This window comes from Pseudomonas sp. 14P_5.3_Bac1, from assembly GCF_025466135.1.
GTDB lineage: Bacteria > Pseudomonadota > Gammaproteobacteria > Pseudomonadales > Pseudomonadaceae > Aquipseudomonas.
In genome coordinates, this window is sequence record NZ_JANLOF010000006.1 from 1 (window position 1) to 7,083 (window position 7,083).

Here is a 7,083-nt window from a genome sequence, read left to right on the forward strand (position 1 = left end):
AAAATTTAAAAAATAAAAAAAATCAACCCCCCAAAGCGCCGCAACCCCAGCACCCACAGTTGGTTTGCGCTAGGCGAAGGACCGGATGTGCTCCGCCAGTTGCGCCAACCCGGCATCATCCGCCCGCACATGGTCATGGGATGAAATATAGCCCTCGTAGGCCTCGAAGAACTTGTCCACCTTCGAACTCAACGGCTTGAACGCACTGTCCGAGCCCGTGCCATGCATGGGAAACAGCTTCGCATGCAGGTGATCCACCCCATACCCTTCCAGCATCATCCCGGTGCGCGCCACATCCGGAAACGCCCGGTCAATCTGCAATGCGGTTTTCTTGGTGGCGACAACAAGCCCGGCCAACACCTCATCCGACTGCGCAAACGCATAACTGCCGTAATGTTGCTTGGGGATCACCACGCTGAAACCCGGCGTGTTGGGGAAGATCGACAGGAACGCCATATGGTGTTCGTCCTCCCACAGAATGTGGGCTGGAGAGGTCTTTCGGACAATGCTGCAAAAAATACAATCCATTCAAATCACCGCCAGTTTCATCATGGGTTTGGTCGTGGCGATCATCTAAAGCCATGAATGGGCGAGCGTCAAAACAAAAGACAATTTTCCGAAAGCTCTTACGAAATTGAGATCAGAAACGCAACGGTGATGGGCCGCCCTGATCGATGAGCTGATCATCATCCGTATCCCGGTGCTGTTGGGACAAGGGATTCCCTTGTTCAGCCTGATTGGTAGTGAGCGTGAACTGCGCCATGTCGGCACGTATGCGTCGCAGAATGGGTTTGGCAAGGTGCTCTGGGACGGTAAAGGGGCCAATCAACAGCCCCAATCACACGTCAAACCAAGGTCACCGCGTTGGCGTAGATGTCAGTCGGTGGACTCCCGCCTTGCCTACCCCACACTTCCTCTCGCCCATTGATCACTGCAAGCGAATGGCCCACCATTTGACCGTTAACCGGAACGCCGTGAGTCACAAGACCCAGTTGCCCACGCGCCAAGTTTTCAACAGTGGTTTTTTGGATGTGGGCACTCAGGCCCAGGCGCACGAACCCATTGTAATTGTGACCAAAGGGCTCACCGTCATTGATGCTGTATAACGCGCTCTCGAAACCTCGCGCGGCATAACCGTCGTTATTCTCCACTTGCGCCCGTTTAGCACTCACGGCATACAGAAAATTAGCATCTGCCACCATCGCCGGATTATCGCCACTGAACTCAGATCTATAGGTTGCCTGCGCCAGCTCATCTTTGGACAGGTGGTACCAGCGATCATCCCGCATCTGTATGTTCCAGCCGTCACCCGCTGCGATTACCTGCTTGTAAATATCGGTCGGCTTCTGGCCAAACTTCATCATTGCGACCTTTATGGCTGCCACCGTCGTGCAATTGCTTTTATTTGGCCCCTGCTTGAAACCACTCCAGATATTGCCGGGCTCATTACCCACGCCAGGTCTTCTGCCAGGATTACTCCTGTCGGTGTAGAGGTCATCAAGACTCATCCTCCGAGTGGGAGTGTTATGACTTACCTGCCGTGAATGACGAAGCCCAGGTCCGTTATGTGCACGGGGGTGGCCAGTGTCATGCGACCGGCTGGACAGAGACTCTCGCCCCGCATCCGGGAACAGGTGCTGTATAGACTGAAAAACTGCCGCTTGGGAGGCTATGTAGACGTCCAAGGTTTGAATCAGCTTGTGGAGATCGTTCTTGAACGTACCGCTGTCCACCGTTTCCAGAAGCGCCTTCAAACTGAAAGATAACCGTTGAGCCATTTGCGCCTTGGAACCTGTCGCATCAAATAACTCATTGAGCTGCTGTTTGACCGCAACCACTTCGGCCGCAGGCGCAACGGAAACCGCCCTGGGTCGCACCCCATTTGGCGCATACCCGGCGCCCACACCTCCCGTCCCTGCCGCCCCTGAATTCCACATCTGCAACGCTCCCGATTAAGTGAAAAGCCCGCAGGGCTCTCACCCGCTCAGTGGTAAGTCGGATGCGGACAGTTCCATACCCTATGTAGGCTCGCTGCCCTGTCCATCGCAGAACTTTCAACGACAATTCGAGGAAGCGCTGGCGTGCCCTTCGATAGCATTGCCTGGGTAACGCTGATGCTCCGAGGCGTCTGCATCGCAGGCAAGCCAGCTCCCACAGAACAGCAAAACCCAGGCGGCATTGCAGCCGACCAAATTGTGGAAGCTTAAATCGGTCGAATTGTGGGAGCGGGCTTGCTCGCGAAGGCGGTGGGTCAGTCGCCAGATTCATTGGCTGATGCACCGCATTCGCGAGCAAGCCCGCTCCTACACTGGATCGAGTGAGCCATTAAAACGATGTGCAAAAAAACGCCCCGAACCAGTCGGGGCGTTTTTCATTCAGCGTTACCGATCAAGCTTGATCAGCCAACCGCCACGTCGTCCCGCCCTTGCCGTCTTCCAACACCACACCCATCGCGGTCAGTTGGTCACGGATACGGTCGGATTCCGCCCAGTCTTTGTTAGCCCGCGCAGCCAGACGCGCCTGAATCAGCGCATCAACTTGCGCCGCATCCACACGCCCTTCAGCGCCGGCTTGCAGGAAGTCATCGGCTTCCATCTGCAACACACCCAGCACGCTGGCCAACTCTTTCAAGCGTGCAGCCAGCCCGGCCGCTGCATCCAGATCAGTCTCGCGCAAGCGGTTGATCTCACGCACCATCTCGAACAGCACCGCACAGGCTTCCGGCGTGCCGAAGTCGTCGTTCATCACTTCGGTAAACCGTGCCACGAACGCTTCGCCGCCGGCAGGCGCCACGGCTGGCAGGCCTTTCAACGCGTGGTAGAAACGCTCCAGGGCGCCCTTGGCGTCCTTGAGGTTGTCTTCCGAGTAGTTGATGGCGCTGCGGTAGTGGCTCGATACCAACAGGTACCGCACCACTTCCGGGTGGTACTTTTCCAGCACGTCGCGAATAGTGAAGAAGTTGTTCAAGGACTTGGACATCTTCTCGCCATTGATGCGGATCATGCCGCAGTGCATCCAGGCGTTGGCGTACGTCTTGCCGGTAGCGGCTTCGCTTTGGGCGATTTCGTTTTCGTGGTGCGGGAACTCGAGGTCGCTCCCGCCGCCATGAATGTCGAAAGTCTCGCCCAGGCAGCAGGTGGACATCACCGAGCACTCGATGTGCCAGCCCGGACGCCCGGCGCCCCATGGCGACTCCCAGCTCGGCTCGCCGGGCTTGGTGCCTTTCCACAGCACGAAGTCGAGCGGGTCTTGCTTGGCTTCGTCGACTTCGATGCGCGCGCCGATGCGCAGGTCTTCGATTTTCTTGCGCGACAGCTTGCCGTAGCCCATGAACTTGGCGACGCGGTAGTACACGTCGCCATTGCCGGGGGCGTAAGCATAACCCTTGTCGATCAGGGTCTGGATCATCGCGTGCATGCCCGGGATGTGATCCGTGGCGCGCGGCTCCATGTCCGGCTTGAGGATGTTGAGGCGCGCCTCGTCCTCGTGCATGGCAGCAATCATGCGTTCGGTCAGCGCGTCGAACGACTCGCCGTTTTCGTTGGCACGGTTGATGATCTTGTCGTCGATGTCGGTGATGTTGCGCACATAGGTCAAGTCATAGCCGCTGAAACGCAACCAGCGGGTCACCAGGTCGAAGGCAACCATGCTGCGGCCGTGGCCGATGTGGCAGTAGTCGTACACGGTCATGCCGCACACGTACATGCGCACCTTGTTGCCATCGAGCGGCTTGAAGACTTCTTTGGTCTTGCTGAGTGTGTTGTAGATCGTTAACACGACAACTCCCTTAAATCACTGGCCCCACGAATCACGCAAGGTCACGGTACGGTTGAATACCGGCTGACCAGGTTTCGAGTCCTTGATATCTGCGCAGAAGTAACCTTCGCGCTCGAACTGGAAACGGTCTTCCGGCTGTGCGTCGCCAAGCGATGGCTCGGCACGACAACCGGTGAGCACTTGCAGGGAATCAGGGTTGATGTTGTCCAGGAAGCTCGCGCTGTCTTCAGCCTTTTCAGGGTTCGGCGAACGGAACAGACGATCGTACAAACGCACTTCGCACTCGATGCTGGCAGCGGCCGGCACCCAGTGGATGACGCCTTTGACCTTGCGGCCCTCAGGGTTCTTGCCCAGGGTTTCGGGGTCGTAGGAGCAACGCAGTTCGACGATGTTGCCATCGGCGTCCTTGATCGCTTCATCGGCGCGGATCACGTAGCTGCCGCGCAGACGCACTTCGCCGTTCGGCTCCAGGCGCTTGTAGCCCTTTGGCGGCTCTTCCATGAAGTCATCACGGTCGATGTAGATCTCACGGGCGAACGGCAGCTTGCGCACGCCGAGTTCTTCTTTTTGCGGATGACGCGGCAGTTCGAGGTTCTCGACCTTGTCTTCCGGGTAATTGGTGATCACCACTTTCAACGGACGCAGCACGCACATGGCGCGCGGTGCGTTGGCGTCGAGGTCCTGACGGATGCTGAACTCGAGCATGCCGTAGTCGACCACGCCGTCGGAGCGGTTGGTGCCAACCATCTCGCAGAAATTACGGATCGACGCCGGGGTGTAACCGCGACGACGGAAGCCCGACAGCGTCGACATGCGTGGGTCGTCCCAGCCATGCACGTGCTTTTCATCAACCAGCTGCTTGAGCTTGCGCTTGCTGGTGATGGTGTAGTTCAGGTTCAGGCGGCTGAATTCGTACTGACGCGGGTGCGCCGGCACCGGCAGGCTGTCGAGGAACCACTCGTACAGCGGGCGATGGCTTTCGAACTCCAGGGTGCAGATCGAGTGGGTGATGCCTTCGATAGCGTCCGACTGACCGTGGGTGAAGTCGTAGTTCGGGTAGATGCACCACTTGTCACCGGTCTGGTGGTGGTGGGCATGGCGGATGCGGTACATGATCGGGTCGCGCAGGTTCATGTTCGGCGAGGCCATGTCGATCTTGGCGCGCAGCACGCGAGCGCCGTCCGGGAACTCACCGGCGCGCATGCGGTTGAACCAGTCCAGGTTCTCTTCGACCGAACGGTCGCGGAACGGGCTGTTTTTGCCCGGCTCGGTCAGGCTGCCACGGTATTCCTTGGCTTGCTCCGGGGTCAGGTCGTCGACGTAAGCCTTGCCAGCCTTGATCAACTCGACGGCCCAGTCGAACAACTGGTCGAAATACTTGGAGGCGTAGCGCACTTCACCGGACCACTCGAAACCCAGCCACTTGATGTCGCTTTCGATGGCGTCGATGTATTCCTGGTCTTCCTTGGCCGGGTTGGTGTCGTCGAAACGCAGGTGCGTGACGCCACCGAACTCCTGGGCCAGGCCGAAGTTCACACAGATCGACTTGGCGTGGCCGATGTGCAGGTAACCGTTGGGCTCAGGCGGGAAACGGGTGACGATCTGCGTGTGCTTGCCCGAATCCAGGTCCGCCTGGATGATCGGGCGCAGGAAATTGACCGGGACGGCAGGTCCGGCCTTGGAATTCGAGGTAGGGTCGACAGTGGGCTTGCTCATAGGATCCTTGAACAGACGAAGTGCTTGGCCAGAAGTAGGGGCCGATAAAACAAAGGGCTTATGATAGCCGAAGCTGTCAAGCCGCTGACAGAGCGTGGTCGAAAACTGCTGCATTTAATGCATCGGCGGTAAAAAACCACCTCGAAATTCCTGCAGGTCACGCTAAACTGCGCGCCTTGGCCTCTGTTTAGCCAATCAGGTAAGGCGCTCAGGCGTCCAAACCCACGAATTCCCTGAAAAGAGTAGTGAACATGACTCAAGTCAAACTGACCACCAACCACGGTGACATCGTCATCGAGCTGAACGCCGAGAAAGCGCCGATCACCGTCGCCAACTTCATCGAATACGTTAAAGCCGGCCACTACGAAAACACCGTTTTCCACCGTGTCATCGGCAACTTCATGGTCCAGGGCGGCGGTTTCGAGCCTGGCATGAAAGAAAAGAAAGACAAGCGCCCAAGCATCCAGAACGAAGCGGACAACGGCCTTTCCAACGACAAGTACACCGTCGCCATGGCCCGTACCATGGAGCCGCATTCGGCCTCCGCGCAGTTCTTCATCAACGTCGCCGACAACGCCTTCCTGAACCACAGCGGCAAGAACGTGCAGGGTTGGGGCTACGCGGTATTCGGTAAAGTGACCGAAGGCCAGGACGTTGTCGACAAGATCAAAGCCGTGCAGACCACCGGTAAAGCCGGTCACCAGGACGTTCCGGTAGAAGACGTTATCGTCGAGAAAGCCGAGATCGTTGGGTGATATTGCTGATTTCAGATTTGCATCTGGAAGAGGACCGCCCGGACATCACCCGGGCGTTTCTGGATTTGCTCCACCGGCGCGCCCGTGGCGCCCAGGCGTTGTACATTCTGGGCGACTTCTTTGAAGCCTGGATTGGCGACGATGGCATCACACCGTTCCAGCGTTCGATTTGCGCGGCCCTGCGTGAGCTGAGCGACAGCGGCACCCCGATTTTCATCATGCACGGCAACCGTGACTTCCTGATCGGCAAGGCGTTCTGCAAAGCTGCAGGCGCCACCTTGCTCAAGGATCCGAGTGTCGTGCAGTTCTACGGCGAGCCTGTGCTGTTGATGCACGGCGACAGCCTTTGCACCCGCGACGTTGGCTACATGAAGCTGCGGCGCATCCTGCGTAACCCGATTGTGCTGTTTATCCTGCGGCACCTGCCATTGCGCACCCGCCACAAGCTGGCGCGCAAGCTGCGCAGTGAAAGCCGCGCGCAGACACGCATGAAAGCCAACGACATTGTCGATGTGACGCCCGAGGAAGTGCCGCGGGTGATGCAGCAATTTGGCGTGCGCACCCTGGTCCACGGCCACACGCACCGCCCAGCGATCCATAAGTTGCAGATTGGTGATCAGGCGGCCAAGCGCATTGTGCTGGGGGATTGGGACAAGCAGGGCTGGGCGTTGCAGGTAGACGAGCAAGGGTTTGCGTTGGCGGCGTTTGACTTCGTCAATCCGCAGCTGGCGCTGCCTGGCGCCTGATTCTCAGACACAACACCCATCAAATGTGGGAGCGGGGGGGGGGGGGGGGGGGTGGGCCCCCATTTTTTTTTTTTAAGCGGTTGCTGGAT

6 protein-coding genes are annotated in these 7,083 nt (G+C 58.2%); 2 read left to right on the forward strand and 4 right to left on the reverse strand.

Annotated elements, in window-relative coordinates:
• Positions 1-69: 69 nt before the first annotated feature.
• The 4 genes from NTD89_RS01005 to NTD89_RS01020 all read right to left on the reverse strand — a co-directional run bounded on the left by NTD89_RS01005 (position 70) and on the right by NTD89_RS01020 (position 5,493).
• Positions 70-528 (reverse strand): HIT family protein, encoded by a 459-nt coding sequence (locus NTD89_RS01005; protein ID WP_262206146.1) that lies wholly within the window; start codon positions 526-528, stop codon positions 70-72.
• 317 nt (positions 529-845) lie between these two features.
• Entirely contained in the window at positions 846-1,937 is a 1,092-nt protein-coding gene (locus NTD89_RS01010; RefSeq protein WP_262206147.1) for a hypothetical protein, read from the reverse strand.
• Between the two features lie 451 nt (positions 1,938-2,388).
• Positions 2,389-3,777 carry a cysteine--tRNA ligase gene (cysS, locus tag NTD89_RS01015; protein ID WP_145164016.1) on the reverse strand — a complete coding sequence of 463 codons (1,389 nt, stop codon included), beginning with the start codon at positions 3,775-3,777 and terminating at the stop codon, positions 2,389-2,391.
• Positions 3,778-3,792: 15 nt separating this feature from the next.
• Positions 3,793-5,493, reverse strand: coding sequence for a glutamine--tRNA ligase/YqeY domain fusion protein (locus NTD89_RS01020; RefSeq protein ID WP_262206148.1), 1,701 nt, complete (start codon positions 5,491-5,493; stop codon positions 3,793-3,795).
• Between the two features lie 251 nt (positions 5,494-5,744).
• On the opposite strand from NTD89_RS01020, the gene NTD89_RS01025 reads away from it, so the two are divergent.
• Together NTD89_RS01025 and lpxH are read left to right on the forward strand one after the other, a co-directional pair.
• On the forward strand, positions 5,745-6,248 hold the full coding sequence (locus NTD89_RS01025; RefSeq protein WP_106578797.1) for a peptidylprolyl isomerase: 504 nt from the start codon (positions 5,745-5,747) through the stop codon (positions 6,246-6,248).
• Positions 6,245-6,994 carry a UDP-2,3-diacylglucosamine diphosphatase gene (lpxH, locus tag NTD89_RS01030; RefSeq protein WP_262206149.1) on the forward strand — a complete coding sequence of 250 codons (750 nt, stop codon included), beginning with the start codon at positions 6,245-6,247 and terminating at the stop codon, positions 6,992-6,994. The genes NTD89_RS01025 and lpxH overlap by 4 nt, the downstream gene beginning before the upstream one ends.
• Positions 6,995-7,083 lie beyond the last annotated feature (89 nt).

Coding starts and splice junctions, on each gene's coding strand:
- NTD89_RS01005 (WP_262206146.1), bottom strand. CDS start 528: ATGGATTGTATTTTTTGCAGCATTGTCCGAAAGACCTCTCCAGCCCAC.
- NTD89_RS01010 (WP_262206147.1), bottom strand. CDS start 1,937: ATGTGGAATTCAGGGGCGGCAGGGACGGGAGGTGTGGGCGCCGGGTAT.
- NTD89_RS01020 (WP_262206148.1), bottom strand. CDS start 5,493: ATGAGCAAGCCCACTGTCGACCCTACCTCGAATTCCAAGGCCGGACCT.
- NTD89_RS01025 (WP_106578797.1), top strand. CDS start 5,745: ATGACTCAAGTCAAACTGACCACCAACCACGGTGACATCGTCATCGAG.